Consider the following 20153-nt stretch of genomic DNA (forward strand, 5'->3'; position numbering starts at 1 on the left):
CGCTCAAGGTGTGACTGCCAGTAACACCACCACCAGTGCAGGTGGCCCGGACTACGACGTCGTCGTGGTCGGGTCGGGGTTCGGCGGCAGCGTCGCGGCGCTGCGGCTCACCGAGAAGGGCTACCGGGTAGCCGTCGTCGAGGCCGGACGCAGGTTCGCCGACGACGAGTTCGCGAAGACGTCGTGGGACCTCAAGCGCTACCTGTGGGCACCGCAGGTCGGCTGCTACGGCATCCAGCGCATCCACATGCTCAACGACGTCATGGTGCTCGCGGGCGCCGGTGTCGGCGGTGGGTCGCTCGTCTACGCGAACACGCTCTACCGGCCGCTGAAGCCGTTCTACGCCGATCAGCAGTGGTCGCACATCACGGACTGGGAGTCCGAGCTCGCGCCGCACTACGACCAGGCGAGCCGCATGCTCGGCGTGGTCACGAACCCGACGATCACGCCATCGGACGTCGTGATGCGCGACGTCGCGAAGGACATGGGCGTCGCCGATTCCTTCCACCCGACGCCGGTCGGCGTGTACTTCGGCAAGCCCGGGTCGAAGGCGGCCGACCCGTACTTCGGCGGCGCCGGGCCCGCGCGCACCGGCTGCACCGAGTGCGGCGCCTGCATGACCGGCTGCCGCGTCGGCGCGAAGAACACGCTGGTCAAGAACTACCTCTACCTCGCGGAGCAGGACGGCGCGAAGGTCATCCCGCTGACGACGGTGACGTCCGTGCGCCCGGTCGGCGGCGGCTACGAGGTCGACCTGAAGAAGACCGGGACGACGTCTCGCCGGTTCCGGACGACCATCACGGCCGAGAAGGTCGTCTTCGCCGCCGGCACCTGGGGCACGCAGAACCTGCTGCACAAGATGAAGGACACCGGCACGCTGCCCGGGCTGTCGCGGCGGCTGGGCGAGCTGACCCGCACGAACTCCGAGGCGATCATCGGCGCGGCCCGCACCGACGTCGACGAGAGCCGGAACTTCAGCCGCGGGGTCGCGATCACGTCGTCGATCCACCCGGACGAGAACACCCACATCGAGCCGGTGCGCTACGGCAAGGGCAGCAACGCGATGAGCCTGCTGCAGACGATCGCGACCGACGGCGCGTCGCCGGTCCCGCGCTGGCGGCAGGCCGTCAGCTTCATGTTCAAGCACCCGGTCCAGACGGCGAAGCTGCTCAACGGCTACCGCTGGAGCGAGCGCACGGTGATCCTGCTGGTGATGCAGAGCCTCGACAACTCGATCACGACGTACACGAAGCGCGGGCTGTTCGGCCGGCGCAAGTACACGTCGAAGCAGGGACACGGCGAGCCGAACCCGAGCTTCATCCCGGCGGGCCACGAGGCGAACGAGCGCACGGCGGACCGCATCGGCGGCATCGCGGGCGGCACGTGGGGCGAGATCTTCGACATCCCGCTGACCGCCCACTTCATCGGCGGCGTCCCGATCGGCGCGTCCGCCGAGGAGGGCGTCATCGACCCGTACCACCGCGTGTTCGGCTACCCGGGCCTGTCTGTGGTCGACGGCGCGGCGATCACGGCCAACCTGGGCGTGAACCCGTCGTTGACGATCACGGCCCAGGCCGAGCGGGCGTTCTCGTTCTGGCCGAACAAGGGCGAGGCGGACCAGCGGCCCGCGCAGGACTCGTCGTACGTCCGGCTGGAGCAGGTGGCGCCGAAGAACCCCGCGGTCCCGGCGGACGCCCCGGCAGCCCTGCGGCGGTCCTCGTAGGCGGACTGGGCGCGGCGTCCGGTGTCTTGAATGAGTCATTCAGGGCGTGCGAGGTCCTGAATGACTCATTCAAGACGTTTGCCGGGGCGACCACGCTCGAGCGGTGCGGTGGTCGGCCGGGCGCCGCGATCTTCTCCCGGCGGACGCCGCGGCGGTCCTAGACTCGGGGCCGTGACGGCATCCGAGAAGGCGCACGCGCTGCTCGACGGGGTACGGAAGCTCGATGACGAATGGGCGCGGGCCATCGGTGGCCTCGGCGAGCCCGAGCTGCGCGCACCCAGCGCGTTGCCCGGGTGGTCGCGCGCCCACGTCCTCGCGCACGTCGCGCGCAACGCCGATGGCCTCAAGAACCTCCTGACCTGGGCGAACACCGGTGCCGAGACGCCGATGTACGCCAGCCCCGAGGCTCGCGAAGCCGACATCGAGGTCGGGGCGCAGCGCGGGGCGGCCGACATCCTGGCCGACTTCGTCGCGTCGGCCGCGCGCTTCGAGGAGTACGCCGCCGGAATGCCGGACGACGCCTGGGCGCGGGAGGCCCGCAACCGGCAGGGCGCGCCCGTCAGCGGGGCCGTCGTCGCGCGGATGCGGGTGTCCGAGCTGACCATCCACCTCGCCGACCTCGACCGGGGGTACGACCTCGACCGCGTCCTGGACCTGCTCGGCCCGCTCGCCGGCGACGTCGTCCAGCACGCGATCACCTCCCGGAGTGCGCACCTGCCCGCGCTTCGCCTGGTCGCGGGCGACTCGGAGTGGACGATGGGTGCCGTCCCCGGCGCGACCGTCACCGGCACGAGCGGGCAGCTGCTGGCCTGGCTGAGCGGACGTTCCGGCGGCGAGAGCCTCGACGGCGACGTGCCGCGGATCCCCGCCTGGTCGTGAAGTGCTCGTGAACTGACCGCGTCCGTCCTCCGTGTACCGATCAGGGGCGCGGACAGCCGGGTCCGGCCCTAAGCTAGGCGTCCCCCGGCAGCGAGGAGTCCGATGTGGACAGCGTGAGCAGGCCGGCCCGGTGACCGGGCAACCCGGCGGACGGCCGCACGTCTTCGACCACATGGACAGAAGGGCGTTCCTGCGCGTCGCGGGCGTGTCGGCGGCCGGTGCCGTCGCCGCCGCGTGCGGGCCGGGCGTCCCCGCGACGCCCGCCGATTCGACGAGCGCGCTGCCGGAGACGACGTCCGCGCCGCCCGCCACGCGGCTGCCCACCGGCCCGCCGAACTGGGACGACCTGCGCACCAAGCTGGCCGGCGGCCTGGTGCGCCCGGGCGGCGACGGCTACAGCACCGCCAAGCGCGCCTTCAACCCGCTCTTCGACGGCAACAACCCGGTCGCCGTGGCGAGCGCGAGGAACGCCGAGGACGTGCAGGCCTGCGTCCAGGCCGCCGCCGGGCGCTTGACGCTCGCCGCGCGCAGCGGCGGCCACAGCTACGCCGGGTACTCGGTCCCCGAGAGCGGGCTCGTCATCGACGTGGCCGCGATGAACAAAGTGGACATCCGGGGCACGCAGGCCGTCATCGGCGCCGGCGCGAAGCTGAAGGACGTCTACGCCGGCCTGGCGGCGGCCGGGCGCGCGCTGCCCGCCGGCTCCTGCCCGACGGTCGGGATCGCCGGGCTGACCCTCGGCGGCGGCATCGGCGTGCTCGCCCGCAAGTACGGCCTGACCTGCGACCACCTGAGCTCCGCCCAGGTCGTCACGGCCGACGGCAAACTGGTGACGGCGTCCGCGAGCTCCGAGCCGGATCTGTTCTGGGCGCTGCGCGGCGGGGGCGGCGGCAACTTCGGCATCGTCACCGAGTTCACCTTCGACACCGATCCGGCGCCGAACCTGACGGTGTTCTCGCTGCACTTCCCGGCCGGTTCCGCGGCCGGCGTGCTCGGCGCGTGGCAGCAGTGGATCGCCGCGATGCCGCCGGAGCTGTGGGCGAACATCGTGCTCTCCGGTGGCTCGCCGGTCCAGTGCCGCGTCGGCGGCTGCTACGTCGGCAACGCGCCCGCGCTGAACACGCTGCTGAACAACCTCACCACCAACGCCGGTGCGCGGCCGACCCAGCGCACCGTGAAGAGCCTCGACTTCCTCGGTGCCATGAACTACTTCTCCGGCAGCTCGGCGCGGCAGTCGTTCGTCGCGTCCTCACGGATCATCACGAGCCCGGTCGACCCCGCGAAGGTCGTCGCCCTCGCCGACGGCCGGACGGGCATGGACCTGCTCATCGACGGCCTCGGCGGGAAGGTCGGCGAGCCCGCGAAGGACGCGACGGCGTTCTGGCACCGCGACGCGCTGGCCAGCGTCCAGATCTACGCGCCCGCGACGGCGAAGACCCGGGCGAAGGTCACGCAGTCGGTCGGCGACGTCGCCGCGGGTCTCGCGGCGGCCGGTGCGGGCGGCGGGTACGTCAACTACATCGACCCGGCCCTGCCCGAATGGAAGGCCGCCTACTACGGCGACAACGCGAAGCGGCTCGGGGACATCGCGAAGAAGTACGACCCCTTCAACGTCTTCCGGTTCGGGCAGGGCGTCGTCGTTTAAAGGTCGATGCCGGTGAAGACCGTGACGCGCTCCTCCGTCAGGTCGTGCATGGCCGCGAGGACGCCTTCGCGCCCGACGCCGGAGCCCTTGACGCCGCCGTAGGGCATCTGGTCGGCGCGGTAGGACGGGACGTCGCCGATGATCACGCCGCCGACCTCCAGCTCCGCCGACGCGTGGAAAGCCAGCTGGACGTCGGTGGTGAAGACGCCGGCCTGCAGGCCGTACGCGGATTCGTTGACCGACCGGAAGGCCTCGTCCACACCGTCCACAACGGACACCGCGAGCACCGGGCCGAAGATCTCCTCGGCCCACGCCTTGGTGTCCGGCGGGACGTCGGTGAGCAGGGTCGGCGCCACGGTCGCGCCGTCGCGGGTGCCGCCGGTGAGCAGCTTCGCGCCCGCGCCGACAGCGTCGTTGACCCACGCGACGATCCGCTCGGCGGCGGCTTCGTCGACGACCGGGCCGACGTCGGTGTTGCGGTCGTACGGGTCGCCCGTCCGCTGCGCTTCGACCGCCTCCACCAGCGCGGGTACGAACTCGTCGGCGACGGCGGCGTCCACGATCACCCGCTGCACGGCGATGCAGGACTGCCCGGCCTGGTAGTTGCCGAAGGTGGCGATGCGGTGCGCGGCGCCTTCGGGGTCGGGCCAGTCGCGCAGCACGACGGCCGCCGCGTTGCCGCCGAGCTCCAGGACGACGTGCTTGCGTGGTGCGGCGTCCTTGAGCGACCAGCCGACCGGGCCCGAGCCGGTGAACGACACGACGGGCAGCCGCGGGTCGGCGACGAGCGCCTTCGTCTCGTCGTTTCCCAGCGGCAGCACGGAAAACGAGCCTTCGGGCAGGTCCGTCTCGGCCAGGATCTCGCCGAGGATCAGCGCGGAGAGCGGCGTGCGCGGCGCCGGCTTGACGATGATCGGCGCGCCGATCGCCAGCGACGGCGCGACCTTGTGCGCCACCAGGTTGAGCGGGAAGTTGAACGGCGCGATGCCGAGCACCGGCCCGCGCGGCACGCGGCGGGTCAGCGCCAGCCGTGCCTCGCCCGCCGGGTCGGTGTCGAGGCGCTGGACGTCGCCGCTGAACCGGCGGGCCTCCTCGGCGGCGATGCGGAACACCGACACCGCGCGCTTGACCTCGGCCTCGGCCCACTTGAGCGGCTTGCCGTTCTCGGCGGTGATGACTTCGGCGATCTCTTCGGCGCGGGCGGCGAGCACCCGGGACACGTGCTCGAGCGCGCCGGCGCGGACGTGCGCGGGGGTGGCGCGCAGCTCCTTCGCGACCGACACCGCGGCGGCGACCGCGCGTTCGACCTGCTCCGGCCCGGGCACGGCGACCGTGGCGACCTCACTGCCGTCGTACGGGTGGTGCACGACGAGGGTGGTGGCGCCCGGCTCCGGTCGGCCGGCGATCCAGGCGGGGCGCGGCTCGGGGGTGATCATGTCCATGCGTACCAACGTAATCCGGGTGGGAACCCCCGAAAGTGGAACCCACCCGGTCGGGTCACGGCTTGATGAGCACCTTCAGCGCCTCGCGGTCCGCCATGGCGCGGTAGCCGTCCGGCACGCCTTCGACGTCGATGGTGCGGTCGAAGACCTTGCCCGGCTGGTACTTGCCGTCGAGGACGTCCGGCAGCAGCTCGGGGATGTAGTGCCGCGCCGGGGCGACGCCGCCGGTCACCGTGACGTTGCGGCGGAACACGCCCACGCCGATCGGCCCGTCCTCGTACTGCGGCAGGCCGACCCGGCTCACCGCGCCGCCCGCGCGCACGACCCCGACGCCCACCTCGAAGGCGCCCTTCGTGCCGACGCACTCGAGGACGGCGTGCGTGCCCTGGCCGTTCGTCAGCTCGCGCACCTTCTCGACGCCCTCCTCGCCGCGCTCGGCGACGACGTCGGTCGCGCCGAACTCGCGCCCGAGGTCGGTCCGGGCCTGGTGGCGGCCCATGAGGACGATCCGGTCGGCGCCGAGCCGCTTCGCCGCGAGGACGGCGGAGAGCCCGACGGCGCCGTCGCCGATGACGGTGACGTTCTGGCCCTCGCTCACGCGCGCCTTCACCGCGGCGTGGTGGCCGGTGGAGAAGACGTCGGACAGGGTCAGCATCGAGGCGAGCAGGTCGTCGTCCTCGGTGTGCGGGAGCTTGACCAGCGTGCCGTCGGCCTGCGGGACGCGCACGGCCTCGCCCTGGCCGCCGTCGACGCCCTTCGCGCCCCAGCCGCCGCCGTGCAGGCACGACGTCTGCAGGCCTTCGCGGCAGAACTCGCAGGTGTTGTCGGACCAGACGAACGGCGCGACGGCGAGGTCGCCCTTTTTGACGCCTCGCACGTCGGCGCCGGTCTCCTCGACGATCCCGAGGAACTCGTGCCCGATCCGGCGGCCGTGCTCGCGGGGCGGCATGTCGGCGTACGGCCAGAGGTCGCTGCCGCAGATGCAGGACCGCACGACGCGCAGGACGACGTCGGTGGGCTCGGCCAGTTTCGGGTCGGGAACCGTCTCGACCCGGACGTCGCCGGCGCCGTAGATGACTGTCGCTCGCATGCCAGTGCCTTTCCCGTGGAGGTCGTGACAAACGTCGGGGGTGGGGCGGCGTCGTCGCGCCTAGATTTTCGTCCATGACCACGCACGCCGCATCCCGCACCCCGTTCGGGGCACTCGCCACCGGCACCCGCCGCCCGTACCTCACCGCGACGGTGTTCCTGGTGACGCTGGCGTGCGGGATCGCGCAGCTGGCGCACCGGCCGCTGTACGACGCGGTCGTCCGCGACGCGGCGCGCATCGACGACGGCGAGTGGTACCGCCTGGTCACGGGGATGTTCTTCCAGGACGGCTGGGCCTTCGGCCTGGTCTCGAACCTGCTCTGGCTGGCGGTGTTCGGCACGCTCGCCGAGCGCGTGTTCGGCCGCGTCCGCTGGCTGGTCCTCTACTTCGGCTGCGGCCTGTTCGGCCAGTTCATGAGCTACATCTGGCTCAACCCGGTCGGCGCGGGCAACTCGATGTGTGTCGTCGGCCTGATCGGCGCGCTGGCGGTGGTCGTCATGGTGGCGTCACGGCGCTACGGCGTGGTGCTGCCGGTGCAGTTCCGGGTCATGGCGTTCGCCGTGCCGGTGCTGGCCGTGGTCGACACGGTCGTCCACGACAACCACGGCCTCCCGTGCCTGCTGGGGATGGCGCTCGGTTTCCTGCTGCTCCCGCGGCAGGCCCGCTGACCGCGGGCGGTCCGGAGCCGGCGTGGGGGTGGCTCCGGCCCGTCCGTCTTTCAGTCCGGGTAGCAGCCGCCGAGCTGCCGCCAGTGCGCGACCAGGTGCGGCTGCACGGGCACCGCGAGGACCTCCGCGAGATCCGCTTCGGCCTGGCGGGCCGCTTCCTCGGTGCGCTCCCACTCCTGCTCTTCCGACCGGCTGCCGAGCACCCCCACCGGCTGCCCGCCCGCGCCGCTGCGCAGCTCCGCCCGGGCCTGGGCGGCGGCGATCCGGTCGCAGCGCAGCTCGTCGGCCCGGCCCAGGTCCTCGGCGTGCCGGGCGTCGAGGACGATCCCGCCGCCCGAGCGCACGCCGTAGCGGACGGCGATCCGCAGGAGGTCGGTGCTGAACGCCCGCGTTTCGGCGGGCACCCACGACAGCCGTTCCCAGTCGGGCGGCGGCTGGTCGTCGGGGCGGCAGACCGCGTACCCGGGCACGTCACACCAGGTCAGCCGGCCGGGCGGGCGGAGTCGGTAGAGCATGCGGTCCCCTCGGCGGCGGCGGGCCCCCGGTCGGAGCCGCCCTCGATACCCGGTGAATCGGGCCCGTAGTGACTCGGCGTTACAGCGCCGATGATTACCGACCCGGCCACAGCTACGGCCGGATCGGTCCGCGGCAACGGTCACGTCCCGCTGGAGGGCCGGCCTACTTTTGGCCGAGTCGGTAATCGGATCTTCGGTCAGCGGCTCCGGTGGAGGTCGCGCAGCAGGAGGACTTCGGCGCAGTGGTGGATCATCTCGCGGTGGATGTGCAGCACCAGCGTGGCCATCGGGTACGCCGCGTACGGGCCCTCCGCCGGGCCGCACGGCCTCGCGAGCGCGTCGTCGTCGAGGGACTTCACCCCTTCGAGCCACCGGGCGTAGTACTCGTCCAGCAGGGCGACCGCGTCGGCCGCCGTCCCCGGGTACGGGTAGTCGTCGTAGGTCATGGCCGGGCCGCCGAAGTGCGACGCCGCCCGCATGCCCAGGACGCCGACGAGGATGTGGTTGAGGCGCCAGGCGATCGTCGTGACCGGCGGTGGCTCCGGCGCGGGGAAGGCGAAGTCGACGGTGAACGGGCCCGTGCCGGGTTCGTCGTCCGACTTCCGCGGCCGCACGGTCCAGCAGCCCGCGACCGGCTCCCAGAAGTACTCGTCGTCGGTGAGGCCCTCGAGCTTCGGGCGCACCAGCGCGGTCCAGTGGAAGTCCAGCTGGTCGGTCAGTTCCTTCGTCCAGTTCACAGCCATACCGCGCACCGTAGGCCCGATCGAGGACAGGGGCGGCCCTGAATCCGGGGTGACCCAGCCCACCTGGGACGATGGAGGGGAATCCCGCCGCTGCCAGGAGGTCCTCAGGTGCCCAACCCCACCGGTCCGGTTCTCGTCGTGGACTTCGGGGCGCAGTACGCGCAGCTGATCGCCCGCCGCGTCCGCGAGGCACAGATCTACTCGGAAGTCGTGCCGCACAGCGCGTCCGTCGAAGAGATCCTCGCGAAGAACCCCGCGGCCATCATCCTTTCCGGCGGCCCCTCGAGCGTGTACGCCGAAGGCGCGCCGGGCATGGACCCGAAGCTCACCGAGGCCGGCGTGCCGATGTTCGGCATCTGCTACGGCCACCAGCTGCTGGCGAGCGCGCTCGGCGGCGTCGTCGAGCCGACCGGCGTCCGCGAGTTCGGCCGCACCGAGGTCCGCGTGACCGGCGACGGCGGTGTCCTGCACGCCGGCCTGCCCGCGCACCAGCCCGCCTGGATGAGCCACAACGACAGCGTCACCAAGGCCCCGGAGGGCTCGGTCGTCACGGCGTCCTCCGACGGCGCCGAGGTCGCCGGCTTCGAAGACGTCGAGCGCCGCTTCGCCGGCGTCCAGTACCACCCGGAGGTCGCGCACTCGCCGCACGGCCAGGAGGTGCTGCGCCGCTTCCTGCACGAGATCGCGGGCATCAAGCCGCAGTGGACGACGTCGTCGATCGTCGAGGAGCAGGTCCAGCGGATCAGCGACCAGGTCGGCGACGGTCGCGCGATCTGCGGCCTCTCCGGCGGTGTCGACTCCGCGGTCGCGGCCGCGCTGGTGCAGCGCGCGATCGGGGACAGGCTGACCTGCGTGTTCGTCGACCACGGCCTGCTGCGGGCGGGGGAGCGCACCCAGGTGGAGCGCGACTTCGTCGCCGCCACGGGCGTCAACCTGGTCACCGTCGACGCGCGGGACCGGTTCCTCGACGCGCTCGCGGGCGTCACGGACCCGGAGCAGAAGCGCAAGATCATCGGCCGCGAGTTCATCCGCGTGTTCGAGCAGGCCGAGCGCGACCTCAAGGCCGAAGGCGACTACCGGTTCCTGGTCCAGGGCACGCTGTACCCGGACGTCGTCGAGTCCGGCGGCGGCGAGGGCACGGCCAACATCAAGAGCCACCACAACGTCGGCGGTCTGCCGGACGACCTGCAGTTCGAGCTGGTCGAGCCGCTGCGGCTGCTGTTCAAGGACGAGGTCCGGAAGGTCGGCACCGAGCTGGGCCTGCCCGAGACGATTGTCCAGCGCCAGCCGTTCCCCGGCCCCGGCCTGGGCATCCGCATCATCGGCGCGGTCGACGCCGAGCGTCTGGAAACCCTGCGCGCGGCCGACCTGATCGCCCGCGAGGAACTGACGGCGGCCGGGCTGGACCGCAGCATCTGGCAGTGCCCGGTGGTGCTGCTCGCGGACGTCCGCAGCGTCGGCGTCCAGGGTGACGGCCGGACCTACGGGCACCCGGTGGTGCTGCGGCCGGTGTCGTCCGAAGACGCGATGACCGCCGACTGGACGCGCCTGCCCTACGACGTCCTCGAGCGGATCTCGACGCGCATCACCAACGAGGTCGCGGAGGTCAACCGGGTGGTCCTGGACGTGACGTCCAAGCCGCCGGGCACCATCGAGTGGGAGTAAGTCCGTAGACAGGACTCGAGGCCCCGGCGTGGGATCCAGGGCCTCGAGAGAGTGGTGGCTTCCGGTTCAGCGCCGGCGTTTGCTGCCGAACGACGCGCCGAGGAGCATGAGCCCCACGAACACCGCGCCGCCGGCGATCACCCAGCGGAAGTCGAACTGCGGCAGCCAGCTCGCGCCGTCCGAGAGGACGTAGGCCGACACGAGCAGCGTCGCGATCCCGACGATCAGGGTGAAGACGTCCAGCCCGCCGCGCTTCGCGGGCGGCTGGGTTTCCGTCGCGTTGTCGTAGGCGTAGGGGTTCTGGTCAGCCACGGCGCACCTCCACGTTGCCCACGCTGTTCTTGACGTGCAGGGTGATCTTCTGGCCGCCGGGGCCGTCCTTGCCGTAGTCGGTCCCGGTCAGGGCGTCCTGGCTGATGCCGTCGGTGGAGCGGTTGAAGCACTCCGTGGAGCCGGCACCGGTGTGGCAGTCGAAGGTGACGTCCGCCGTGTCCGGCACGGTGACCGTGGTGTCGCCGGCGCCGTTGACCACGTTGGTGGTGATCGGGGAGGAGCCGGCAGGCAGCTCGGTCAGGTCGAGGTCGATGTTGCCCGCGGCGTGCTGGTAGAGCGGCTTCAGGTCGGTCACCGAATGCGGCGTCTCCTTGAGGTCGCCGGCGCCGCCGCGGAAGTCGAAGTTCTCGAACGGCACGGTCGTCAGCACCATCCCGGCGATCGCGAGCGGGACGGCGAGCCCGATCAGGCCGCGTCCACCGCGGGCGAAGGCCCCGGTGACCAGGCCGATCCCGACCACGCCGAGCACCAGGCCGACGATGTGCTGCGCGGAGAACCAGCTCGCGCCGTTGAGGTTCGCCAGCACGCCACCACCGGCGGTCAGCACGGCGAGCGCGAAGGTCACCGAGCCGATCTTGGAGTTGCGGCGCCGTTCAGGACGCTGGTAGGTCGGCGGCGCGGAAGGCGGCGGCGTCGAGGACGGCGGCTCGGGCAGGTCCCAGCCTGCCGGATCGGCGGCGAGCGGGTCCCACCCCGGCTTCGTCTCCGCGGCCGCGGTCGCGGTGTCGGTCATGGTGAAGGCTCCGTTCCCGGTGAAGGCTTGTGACCGCGCGACGACCGGCGCGGGCCGGTTCTCCTGGCCGCGGTTGCGGTGCAGCAGGTAGAGCGCGATGGTGATGAGCGCGAAGCTGATGAGCGCGCCGCCGTCGAACCAGGAGCCGCTGAAGCTGCCCCCGATGCTGACGACGGTGAGGACGCCGAGAACCACGGCGAAGGCCGGCGAAACCGACGACCGGCCACGCCCGATCAGGCTTTCGAAGCCGGAGACCTCATCGCTCTCGCCCGGCAGGAAGAGCCACCCCAGCAGGTAGAAGGGAACGCCGAAGCCGCCGAAGATCGTCGCGACGACCAGGGCGATCCGCACGACGACGGGATCGATCCCATACCGGTACCCGATGGCGGCGGCAACGCCGGCCACTTTCCGCCCGACGTGCGGCCGCCTCGGCCGGCTCACCCAGAAGTCCTTCACGGTCTCCTCGAAGCCGTTCAACGGACTCGGCTTCGGTGCCCGTGTCTCACTCGCACCACTCATACCGAAGAGCATGCGGCACGTGCGGTCGGCGGACATCCGGGATGGTCCCTGAGGTTTCCCGGAGACGGATTCGGGGCCGGGGTGTAACGAGCGAGTTCCGGCCACGACCTTGGTTCCGAGCCCGAAGCGGAGGAGGAGCTTGCGGTGGCCCGGAGGAAGAAGGCAGCGAGCGTGGGCGGGTGCGTCCTGCCGGCGCTGGGGATCGCCGCGGTGGGTGCCGTGGCGATCTCGGTCTTGAGTTTCGTCTCGGCATACCCGGTCATCTCGCTCGTCGGCGGCGCCGCTGTGCTCGGGGTGACGATCTACGGGCTCGTGCTGTGGCAGCAGCGGCGGGCACGTGAAACCCGGCAGGCGTGGGAGCTCGACGTCGCCCGGTCACAGGAGATCGCGCGCTACCACGCGATGGCGCCGAACGAGTTCGAGCGCGCGCTCGCGTTCCTGTGCGCGCGGGACGGGTGTTCCCAAGCCCAGGTCACCGGCCGCGCCGGCGACCTCGGCGCGGACGTGGTCGCTTACGCACCAGACGGCCGCAAGATCGTGCTCCAGGCGAAGCGGTTCAGCGGGACGCACAAGGTCGGCGGCCCGGACCTCCAGCGCTTCGGCGGCACCTGTTACACCGTCCACGGCGCCCGCGTCGCCGCGGTGGTCACCACCTCGACGTTCACGAAACAGGCCCGGCAGTACGCCGCTCACCACGGCATCCGCCTGTTCGACGTGCACGGTCTCGCCGCCTGGGCGAGCCGGACCGGTCCGGCGCCCTGGCACTGATCGGGCGGTCCGGGATTTTCCCCGATGCACCCCCGCCCGACCACGTGTGACCATGGACCACGTGCAGGAAGCCCTCGACCACGTAACCCCCGACCAGGTGGCCGTCCCGGACAAGCCCAAGATGTTCCGGCGCCGGTCCGGCCGGGCGATCGCGGGGGTCGCCGGGGGGCTCGCCGATCACCTCGGGGTGCCCGTCGTCTGGGTGCGGACGGCCTTCGCGCTGCTCGCCGCCCTCAACGGGGCCGGCCTGCTCGCTTACGGGCTCCTCTGGGTCTTCGTCCAGCAACAGACCGAAGAAACCGCGACCGCGCCCACCTCGAAGGAACGCCAGCAGGCGTTCGGCCTGATCGCGCTCGGCGTCGGCCTCGCCGTCGCCAGCGGGACACTCACCGGGTTCATCAGCGGCTGGGTCGCCGTGCCGCTCGCCGTCGCGATGATCGGTCTCGCCGTCGTCTGGCGCGAGGCCGACGAGTCGCAGCGTCGCCGTTGGCGCGTCGGCGCGAAGGACGGCTTCGCGGGAGCGTTCCTCGGTGGGGGTGGCTGGTCGGCCGCGATCCGGATCGTCGCCGGCGTCGCGCTGGTGATCACCGGCATCGGCGTCGTCGCGCTGCGCAGCGGCAGCCTCGACCAGGTCCAGTTCGCCCTGATCGCCGTCATCGCGACGCTCATCGGCGTCGCCGTCCTGACCATCCCGTTCTGGCTGAGGCTGGTCCGCGACCTTTCCGACGAGCGCAAGGCCCGCATCCGCACCGACGAACGCGCCGAGATCGCCGCGCACCTGCACGACTCCGTCCTGCAGACCCTCGCGCTGATCCAGAAGCAGAGCGAGCAGCCGCGCGAGGTCGCGCGGCTGGCCCGCAGCCAGGAACGCGAGCTGCGCGGCTGGCTCTACGGCCCGAACGGCTACGGCAAGCCGGCCGAGAAGGACGAGGAAACCCCGACCAGCGGCCAGCTGTCCGAAGCGCTCGCCACGGCGTGCGGCGAGGTCGAGGACACGTTCGCGATCTCCGTCGGCCAGGTCGTCGTCGGCGACGCCGAGCTCGACGACGCGCTGGTCGCGCTGGTCCAGGCCGCACGCGAGGCGATCGTCAACGCGGCGAAGCACGCCGGCGTCGAGGAGGTCAGCGTCTTCGCCGAGGTCGAGCCGACGTCGGTGACGGTGTTCGTCCGCGACCGCGGCAAGGGCTTCGACCCCGACCTGGTCCCGGACGACCGCCACGGCCTCGCCGACTCGATCCGCGGCCGGATGACCCGGCACGGCGGCACGTGCAAGGTGCGCACCGCGCCGGGGGAGGGCACCGAAGTGCAGCTCGCCATGCCGGTGAAAGCGGGCAAGGGGGCAGCGTGAGGCGGCTATGCTCGAACTCGTGACTGACAGCCAGCGTGAACCGGTGAAGGTGTTCCTGGTCGACGACCACGCGCTGTTCCGCGCGGGGGTCCGCACCGAGCTCGACTCGATCACGGACGAAGTCCGGGTGGTCGGCGAGGCCGGTTCGGTGGCCGAGGCGGTGGCGGGCATCGCCCGCACGAAGCCCCAGGTGGTGCTGCTCGACGTCCACATGCCCGACGGCGGCGGCGCCGAGGTGCTGCGCCGGGTCCGTCCCGAGCTGCCGGACGTGGTGTTCCTGGCGCTGTCGGTGTCGGACGCGGCGGAGGACGTCATCGCGGTCATCCGCGCGGGCGCCCGCGGCTACGTGACGAAGACGATCTCATCGAAGGAGCTGGTCCGCGCGGTGGTCCGCGTCTCGGACGGCGACGCGGTGTTCTCCCCACGCCTGGCGGGCTTCGTCCTGGACGCGTTCGCCGACCGCCCGGGTTCGGCGCCGATCAACGACCCGGAGCTGGACCTGCTGACCCCGCGCGAGCGCGACGTGTTGCGGCTGCTGGCGCGCGGGTACGCGTACAAGGAGATCGCGTCGGAGCTGTTCATCTCGGTGAAGACCGTCGAGACGCACGTTTCGAGCGTCCTGCGGAAGACCCAGCTCTCGAACCGCTACGAACTGTCTCGCTGGGCCTCCGACCGCCGTCTCGTCTGAGGCTCTTCGGGAACGAGAGTCATGTCGTGACCGTGCACGAAACTGCCCACGACTATTTCGGAACTCGGGTGGTGGTAGCGCTGCTCGAACATCTTCCCCATGCCGGTCACTTCGTGGCGCGCGAAGATCTGCAGCCTGATGAACGAGCTCGAATGGGCTGACTGCAACTCGCGGACGTTCGAGTCGATGCGCAGACGATAAGCGTTGTCGTGCTCCTTGCTGGATCTGTCGCGGCGAGGCAGCACGAGCGGTGGGTTGCCGCACTTGAGCGTCGTACGCCGGTTGACGCTGCCACCCCTGGCACCTATCGGTGTGACGAGATGCGCCTCGACGCGGAGATCCACCGCGGCGCGACGGCTCAGGTTCACCACCTTGATGCGGAACACCGGCGAAACGGGATCCTCGGCGATCTCCGGTGAAATGATCAATTTCGGGGTCAGGCGGCTGAGGATCAAAATCCACAATGCCGATGCCACGACACTGGACAAGATTCCGACCGCAATGGCTTCTACCGTTTCCATCCGCACTCCGCGATGCCGCGCTCATTGGTCGGGCGGAATGTCGGATCTGTCGGCTGTGTCGTTACGGCGGACCGCGCTTCAGTCCGCCAGAGGAGCGAGCGGCCGCGGTGCGCGCCCGGTGGTGTCGTCACCAAGCCCATCCGCCTGGACACCCGGCACTTCCACGACCACTCGCTCCGGCTTCTGGAGGCGGGTCAGCGCGACCCCGCCGAGGACGACCACCATGCCCGCGATCACCCGCAGGTTCAGCTGCTCGCCCAGGAACACCGCGCCCAGCAGGACCGAGACCACCGGCAGCAGGTACCCGACCACCGACGCCGCGACCGCGCCCTCGCTCGCCAGGAGCTGGTAGTTCAGCGCGAACGCGAAGCCCGTCGAGCCGATGCCCAGCACCAGGATGGCCAGCAGCGGCCCGGGGGACACGTGCACCGGTGTGAACCCGCCCGCCGGCAGCGCCAGCACCAGCATCCCGCTGGCCAGCAGCATCTGCCCGGCCGAGATCGCGTACGGCGAAGACGTCGAAGACGACAGGTACTTGCCCTCGTAGACGAACGCGAAGCCGTAGCTCGCCGCCGCCGCGAGGCATGCCAGTGCGCCCCAGCTCAGCAGCCCCGATGCCTGCCACGGTGCGAAGATCAGCAGGATCCCGCCGAGACCCACCAAGAGCCCCGCCAGCCTGGTGCCGGTCATCCGCGACGACGTCCCCATCATCGGCGCCGCCAGCAGCACCCACAGCGGCGTCGTCGAGTTCAGCACCCCGGTGATCCCCGAGTCGACCGTCGTCTCGCCGATCGCGAACAGCAGGAACGGCAGCGCGTTGTGGAAGAACGCCGCGACGGCCAGGTGACCCCACACCCGCCGGTCGCGCGGCAGGCGGGCCCGCTGCAGCCGGCACAGCACCAGCAGCATCGCCGCGCCGAGCACGAGCCGCGCCAGCACCAGCTGCACCGGCGAGAACATCCCCAGCCCCAGCTTGATCCAGAAGAAGCTCGAGCCCCACATCAACGCCAGCGCGCCGATCCGCAGCAAGGTCTTCGTCTCGCCCACCCCAGGTCCTCCTTCGCTGATCAAGCGCCAGCTTCGTCGCGGAAAGACGTAAGGACAAGCGAAATTAACTGCATGAACCGTTAAGCTCAGCTGTACGATCAAGGGCATGCTCGACGTCCGCCGCATGCAGGTCCTTCGCGCCGTGATCACCAGCGGGTCGATCACCGCCGCGGCCCGCAACCTCGGCTACACGCCGTCCGCGATCAGCCAGCAGCTGTCCGCGCTGGAACGCGAAGCCGGCACCGAACTGCTCGAACGCGTCGGACGCGGCGTCCGGCCGACGCCGGCGGGCGCGCTGCTGTCCGAGCACGCCGAGACGCTCAGCGCCGAGCTCGCGAAGGCCGAAGCGGCGCTGACCGAGCTCAAGGAGGGCCGCATCGGCCGCGTCGCCATCCGCTACTTCGCGACGGCCGGGGCGTCCCTGGTCCCGCCCGCCATCGCCGCCGTCCGCCGTGAGCACCCCGGCGTCCGCCTGGACCTCAAGCTGGTCGAGCCGGACGACCCGATGATGGACGTCGAAGCGGGCAACGCCGACGTCGCGATCACCGTCTTCCCGCGCAAGCGGCCGCCCGGCAAGGGTGTCGAGCTCGTCCACCTGCTCGACGACCCGTACCGGGCCGTGCTGCCGAAGACCCACCCGCTGGCCCGCAAGCGCGTGCTCGACCTGACGGAGTTCGCCGAGGAGCCGTGGGTCGGCGTCGACGGCTTGCCGGGCGTCTGCCGCGACATCCTCGACAGCGCCTGCGCGTCCGCCGGGTTCACGCCGAACGTCGTGGTCGAGTCCGAGGACTACCAGACGGCGCAGGGGTTCGTCGCCGCCGGCATCGGCGTCGGCCTGATCCCGGAGCTCGGGCTCGGCGCGCAGCACCCGGGCGTCGTCGTCCGCAAGATCCGCAACCCCGAGCCGGTCCGCGCGATCCACGCGGCCGTCGCGTCCCGGGCGTGGGGCCACCCGGCCGTCCGCACGCTGCTCGAAGCCATGCGCGCGGCGACCGCCAAGGTGGCCTAGACGAAGAACAGCTCCGAGACGAGGATGCCGACCAGCACCGCCGCGAGGATCGCGGCCACGGTGATCAGCGTCTTCTTCGACACCGGCAGGTTCCACGCCTGGGCCTGCGGCTGGGGTCCCGGCGCGGGCGGCGGCGCGTACTGCGTCGGCGGCGCCACCGGCTGCATCCGCTGCGTCTCCTCCGCCGGGGAGTAGCCCGGCGCGGCGACGGGGACCTGCTGCTGGAACTGCGGTCCGGACGGCGGCATCGGCGGCCCCGCGGCCGCCAGCCCCGGGTTGAAGGGCGGCGGCGGGGGCGGCGGCATCCCCGGCGCGGTCGGCGGGATGAACGCCGTCTCGCGGCCTTCGGTGATCGCGCTCAGCGACCGGACGGTGTCCGCCATCGTCGGCCGGGTGGTCGGATCGGAACGCAGCATCTTGCGCAGCGCCGCGGTCAGCACGCCCGCGTTCTGCGCCGGCCGTTCCGACGACTGCCCGTCCTCGCCGAAGGGCGGCACGCCCTCGACGGACGTGTACAGCGTCGCGCCCAGGGAGAAGACGTCCGCTGCCGGCGTCGGCGGCAGTCCCCGCGCGACCTCGGGCGCCACGTACGCCGCGTGAGGCCCGCCGCCGCTGATGCCGATGTCGGTGAGCTTCACGCCGCCGTCGTCGGCCAGCAGCACGGTGCCCGGCTCGAGCGTGCGGTGCACGAACCCGGCCGAGTGGATCGCCGTCAGCGCGTTGCCGAGCTGGATCCCCAGCTGCGCCGCCTGGTCGGGGGTGAGCCTGCCGTGCTCGGCGAGGAACGTCGCCATGCTGCGTGACGGGATGTACTCCATCACCAGCCAGACGTCCTGGCCGTCGGGCAGCACGTCGAACACCTTGATCGCGCTGGGGTGCTCGATCCGGGCCGCGTCCTTGCCCTCCTGCATGGCGCCCGCGCGCGCCTGCTCGGCGCGGTCGCCCGCGCCGACCGGCAGGTACATCCGCTTCATCGCGACGGTGCGGAAGAGCCGCGTGTCGAACGCCAGCCACACGATGCCCGCGCGGCCGCGGCCGATCGGCTGGTCCAGCCGGAACCGGCCGCCGACGATGGTGCCTTCAGAGCTCAACACAAACCTCGGGAGATCAGGAGTTGCCGGCGGGCGGCGTAGTTGACGTCGACGGTGTGGTGGGCGTTGTCTCGACGGGCGTGGTCGATGTCGGCGTCGTCGTCTTCGGCGTTGTCTTCGGAGTCGTTTGCGGCTCGGTCTGCCGCGACGTGGTCCGCTTCGACGAAGTCGTCTCCGAGACCGGCGGCGGCACATCCGCCGTGCTGGGCGACTCTTCCGTCGTCGACGGCAGTGACTCCGACGTCGCGGCGGGCGTCGGCCGGTTGCTCGAAATCGGTGAGGCCGGCGCCTCCGGGTTGTTCGGGCTCAGCAGCCAGACGGCCAGCGCGACCAGGCCCACGACCACGACGCCGCCGATGATCGCCGGGCGCTTCCAGGCGCCGGGCTTCTCGTCGTCATCGTCGGCCGGGCTGGTCTGCGGACGCCGCGGCGGAGGCGGCGGGGCCGGCTCGTCGTCGTAGTCGTCGTAATCGTCCGCGTACGGGCCCTGGTCGTGCGGGGGCACCGGCACCGCGCGGGTGGCGGCCAAGCCGGGCGGCACGCCGCCGACGTAGTGCTGGTCGTCCTCGGGGTAGCGCCGGTACCCGTCGTAGTCGTCCTCCGGGTAGCCGGTGCCTTCCGGGTAGTCGTCCTCGTCGTAGTACGGCACGGCCTGCGTCGGGGCCTGGCCGTCGAGGAGGCTGCCGGAGTGGCCCGCGGGGATCTCGTCGAACATCTGGGTCGCGTTCGGGTCCGCGACGGCCGCCGCGCCCAGGATGCCCGCGGACGGCGCCATCATGGTCTCGTCCGCCGGCCCGCCGAGCGGCAGCTCACCGCGGGCGACGGCCGCCAGCAACTCTTCGCACTCTTCGGCGGTCGGCCGGTGCTCGGTGTCCGGGTGCAGCAGCACGGCCAGCACGCTGGCCAGCGGGCCGGACTGGCGCGGCGGGTTGATGTGCCCGGCCGCGACCGCGTGCAGCAGGCTCAGCGTGTTCTCCGACAGCCCGAACGGCGGCTGGCCCTCGCACGCCGCGTAGAGCGTGGATCCGAGGGAGAACACGTCGGACTCCGGACCGGGATCACCCCCGATGGCGACCTCGGGGGCCAGGTACGCGGGCGTGCCGGCGATCATCCCGGTCTTGGTGACCGTGACGTCGTCCTTGGCGCGCGAGATGCCGAAGTCGGTGATCTTCACGACGCCGTTGGCGCCGAGCAGGATGTTGCCCGGCTTGATGTCGCGGTGCACGATGCCGACCGCGTGCGCCTCGCGCAGCGCCGCGGCGACCTGGGCGCCGATGCGCGCCACCTCGGTCGGCGGCAGCGTGCGGCGTTCCTGCAGCACGGCGGCCAGGCTGGTGGAGTTGAGGTACTCCATGATCAGGCACGGCTGCCCGTTGTCGTCGGTGACGACGTCGAAGACGGAGATCGCGTTCGGGTGGTGCAGGCGGGCCGCGATCCGGCCCTCACGCATCGTGCGCTGCCGCGCGTCCTCCGCGTCGTGCTCGTCCAGGTGCGGCTGGAGAAGGAGCTGCTTGATGGCCACCGTGCGGCCCAGGACCTCGTCCTGCGCCTGCCAGACGGCTCCCATCGCGCCCGTGCCGATCCGGCCCGCGATGCGGTACCGACCGGCGACCAGGCGACCCTCGTCGCTCACGCGACCTCCCTTTGGGCTCCGACTTCACCAGGGCGTGAGGATCGGTGCCTGGTGACGCGGCCACGCGCACGCCGCTTCGCTGGAGCGTATGCA

At 71.7% G+C, this 20153-nt stretch carries 19 protein-coding genes; 9 read left to right on the forward strand and 10 right to left on the reverse strand.

All coding sequences use genetic code 11. The features are described 5' to 3' along the window. The first annotated feature begins 10 nt into the window (after positions 1-10). The 3 genes from QQ657_RS29215 (at position 11) to QQ657_RS29225 (ending at position 4247) form a co-directional block, all read left to right on the forward strand. Positions 11-1723, forward strand: a complete 1713-nt coding sequence (locus QQ657_RS29215) for a GMC family oxidoreductase (protein WP_284745459.1) — start codon at positions 11-13, stop codon at positions 1721-1723. A gap of 171 nt (positions 1724-1894) precedes the next feature. Beyond that, positions 1895-2602: a maleylpyruvate isomerase N-terminal domain-containing protein gene (locus QQ657_RS29220; protein ID WP_284745460.1), complete on the forward strand. Its 708-nt coding sequence runs from the start codon at positions 1895-1897 to the stop codon at positions 2600-2602. Positions 2603-2774: 172 nt separating this feature from the next. Then, entirely contained in the window at positions 2775-4247 is a 1473-nt protein-coding gene (locus QQ657_RS29225) for an FAD-binding oxidoreductase (RefSeq protein WP_284745461.1), read from the forward strand. On the opposite strand, the gene QQ657_RS29230 is transcribed toward QQ657_RS29225, so the two are convergent. Continuing rightward, a complete protein-coding gene (locus tag QQ657_RS29230) occupies positions 4244-5689 on the reverse strand; it encodes an aldehyde dehydrogenase family protein (protein WP_284745462.1) in 1446 nt (481 codons plus the stop codon). The two genes, QQ657_RS29225 and QQ657_RS29230, sit on opposite strands and share 4 nt — an antisense overlap. A 55-nt stretch (positions 5690-5744) precedes the next feature. Beyond that, positions 5745-6779 carry a zinc-binding dehydrogenase gene (locus QQ657_RS29235; protein WP_284745463.1) on the reverse strand — a complete coding sequence of 345 codons (1035 nt, stop codon included), beginning with the start codon at positions 6777-6779 and terminating at the stop codon, positions 5745-5747. 74 nt (positions 6780-6853) lie between these two features. Between QQ657_RS29235 and QQ657_RS29240 the strand changes: the two genes are divergently transcribed. Then, the gene (locus tag QQ657_RS29240; RefSeq protein WP_284745464.1) at positions 6854-7447 is read left to right on the forward strand and encodes a rhomboid family intramembrane serine protease; all 594 of its coding nucleotides are present in this window, start codon (positions 6854-6856) and stop codon (positions 7445-7447) included. Positions 7448-7497: 50 nt separating this feature from the next. Here the strand turns inward: QQ657_RS29240 and QQ657_RS29245 are convergent, their stop codons facing one another. Both QQ657_RS29245 and QQ657_RS29250 read right to left on the reverse strand, forming a co-directional pair. Continuing rightward, positions 7498-7962: a hypothetical protein gene (locus QQ657_RS29245; RefSeq protein ID WP_284745465.1), complete on the reverse strand. Its 465-nt coding sequence runs from the start codon at positions 7960-7962 to the stop codon at positions 7498-7500. Positions 7963-8159: 197 nt separating this feature from the next. Continuing rightward, a complete protein-coding gene (locus tag QQ657_RS29250) occupies positions 8160-8705 on the reverse strand; it encodes a DinB family protein (protein ID WP_284745466.1) in 546 nt (181 codons plus the stop codon). Positions 8706-8813: 108 nt separating this feature from the next. On the opposite strand from QQ657_RS29250, the gene guaA reads away from it, so the two are divergent. After that, the gene (guaA, locus tag QQ657_RS29255; RefSeq protein ID WP_284745467.1) at positions 8814-10370 is read left to right on the forward strand and encodes a glutamine-hydrolyzing GMP synthase; all 1557 of its coding nucleotides are present in this window, start codon (positions 8814-8816) and stop codon (positions 10368-10370) included. Positions 10371-10436: 66 nt separating this feature from the next. Here the strand turns inward: guaA and QQ657_RS29260 are convergent, their stop codons facing one another. Together QQ657_RS29260 and QQ657_RS29265 are read right to left on the reverse strand one after the other, a co-directional pair. Then, positions 10437-10682 (reverse strand): hypothetical protein, encoded by a 246-nt coding sequence (locus tag QQ657_RS29260; RefSeq protein ID WP_284745468.1) that lies wholly within the window; start codon positions 10680-10682, stop codon positions 10437-10439. Continuing rightward, complete coding sequence (locus tag QQ657_RS29265) at positions 10675-11955, reverse strand: PspC domain-containing protein (protein ID WP_284745469.1); 1281 nt, start codon at positions 11953-11955, stop codon at positions 10675-10677. The genes QQ657_RS29260 and QQ657_RS29265 overlap by 8 nt, the downstream gene beginning before the upstream one ends. 144 nt (positions 11956-12099) lie before the next feature. Between QQ657_RS29265 and QQ657_RS29270 the strand changes: the two genes are divergently transcribed. From QQ657_RS29270 to QQ657_RS29280, 3 genes are read left to right on the forward strand one after another with little or no spacing between them, the layout of a single operon-like run. Next, positions 12100-12723 carry a restriction endonuclease gene (locus QQ657_RS29270; protein WP_284745470.1) on the forward strand — a complete coding sequence of 208 codons (624 nt, stop codon included), beginning with the start codon at positions 12100-12102 and terminating at the stop codon, positions 12721-12723. Between the two features lie 46 nt (positions 12724-12769). Then, positions 12770-14071, forward strand: a complete 1302-nt coding sequence (locus QQ657_RS29275; protein WP_434056792.1) for a PspC domain-containing protein — start codon at positions 12770-12772, stop codon at positions 14069-14071. Positions 14072-14078: 7 nt separating this feature from the next. Next, entirely contained in the window at positions 14079-14759 is a 681-nt protein-coding gene (locus tag QQ657_RS29280; RefSeq protein ID WP_284745472.1) for a response regulator, read from the forward strand. Here the strand turns inward: QQ657_RS29280 and QQ657_RS29285 are convergent. After that, complete coding sequence (locus QQ657_RS29285; RefSeq protein WP_284745473.1) at positions 14717-15280, reverse strand: hypothetical protein; 564 nt, start codon at positions 15278-15280, stop codon at positions 14717-14719. The genes QQ657_RS29280 and QQ657_RS29285 overlap by 43 nt on opposite strands. Positions 15281-15358: 78 nt before the next feature. Then, entirely contained in the window at positions 15359-16327 is a 969-nt protein-coding gene (locus tag QQ657_RS29290; protein ID WP_284745474.1) for a DMT family transporter, read from the reverse strand. Positions 16328-16433: 106 nt separating this feature from the next. On the opposite strand from QQ657_RS29290, the gene QQ657_RS29295 reads away from it, so the two are divergent. After that, the gene (locus QQ657_RS29295) at positions 16434-17336 is read left to right on the forward strand and encodes a LysR family transcriptional regulator (protein ID WP_284745475.1); all 903 of its coding nucleotides are present in this window, start codon (positions 16434-16436) and stop codon (positions 17334-17336) included. Here QQ657_RS29295 and QQ657_RS29300 read toward each other — a convergent pair. Then, the gene (locus QQ657_RS29300; protein ID WP_284745476.1) at positions 17333-18427 is read right to left on the reverse strand and encodes a serine/threonine-protein kinase; all 1095 of its coding nucleotides are present in this window, start codon (positions 18425-18427) and stop codon (positions 17333-17335) included. The genes QQ657_RS29295 and QQ657_RS29300 overlap by 4 nt on opposite strands. 16 nt (positions 18428-18443) lie before the next feature. Then, positions 18444-20060 carry a serine/threonine-protein kinase gene (locus QQ657_RS29305; protein WP_284745477.1) on the reverse strand — a complete coding sequence of 539 codons (1617 nt, stop codon included), beginning with the start codon at positions 20058-20060 and terminating at the stop codon, positions 18444-18446. Positions 20061-20153 lie beyond the last annotated feature (93 nt).

The sequence above is a fragment of the Amycolatopsis ponsaeliensis genome (assembly GCF_030182635.1).
Lineage (GTDB): Bacteria > Actinomycetota > Actinomycetes > Mycobacteriales > Pseudonocardiaceae > Amycolatopsis > Amycolatopsis ponsaeliensis.